The sequence below is a fragment of the Rhodoplanes sp. SY1 genome, assembly GCF_046000175.1.
In the GTDB taxonomy this organism is placed as follows: Bacteria; Pseudomonadota; Alphaproteobacteria; order Rhizobiales; family Xanthobacteraceae; genus Rhodoplanes.
This window is the reverse complement of record NZ_JBEOMB010000376.1, coordinates 1-898: the sequence shown is the minus strand read 5'-3', so window position 1 is coordinate 898 and position 898 is coordinate 1. Positions and strand designations below refer to the sequence as shown.

The following is an 898-nucleotide window of genomic DNA, read 5'->3' as shown; positions in this document are numbered from 1 at the left end:
CAAGCGAGGCCGCCGGCGGCGAGCCGCGGCAGCGTGCCGGTGATCTCGTCGCGGATCAGCAGGCCGGCGCCGAGCATCGCGGCGGCCGGGCCGGCGGCGATCAGGATCATCACGGCGATGCGACGGCGGCAGGAGAGCGCGAGCAGGGTGCCGCCGAGCAGCACCAGGCTGCGGACCGCCTCGCCCGCCCCGATGATCAGCACGCCGGCGCCGCTCGATTGCTGCAGCGACGCGGTGGCCATGTTGAAGGCGATGTTGAGCGCGTGGGCGGCGATCAGGATCAGGGCGGCGTGCAGGTTGCGGCCGGTGCTGTTGAGCGTGCGCAGGAGGATCCAGCCGAGCGTCGAGGCCCACAGGCCGGCCGCGATGCCCTGCAGGGCGTGGCTGGTCAGCACGACGGCCTGCTCCGTGAAGGCGCCGCGGAAGAACACCAGCCGCACGATCTCGGGCGCGAACACGACGACGAACATCGAGGCCGGCAGGGCGAGCGCCAGCACCGGGGCGGCGATCCGCTCGATGCGGGCGCGGTCGTCCTCGGGCGGATGGGTCGACAGCACGCCGAGGCCGACCGGCTGGCTGATCAGCATGTTCGCGCTGTCGGTCAGCGTGCGGGCGTAGTCGAGCGAGGCGACCGTGCCGGTGCCGAGCCGCGAGGTGAGCAGGCGCTCGACCCAGACGTTCAGCTGCTCGACGAAAGGCAGCGCCAGCAGCGGGCGCAGGCGGCGCAGGAAGTCGAGCCCGGCCTCGAGCACGAGCGACGGCCGGACGCCGGCGAAGCTGAAATGGCCCTCGCGCCACAGCGTCCACACGCCCCAGGCGGCGAGCGCGTTGAACGAGATCGTGAAGGCCCAGGCCAGCACGTCGACCCGGCCGGTCAGCACCATCAGCACGAGGCCGA

The 898-nt window shown here is 72.9% G+C and carries 1 protein-coding gene; it reads right to left on the bottom strand.

From position 1 onward, the window contains the following. Positions 1 to 898 (bottom strand): lipid II flippase MurJ (locus ABTU92_RS29785; protein WP_408095148.1); only part of this gene is annotated, 898 nt, incomplete at both ends.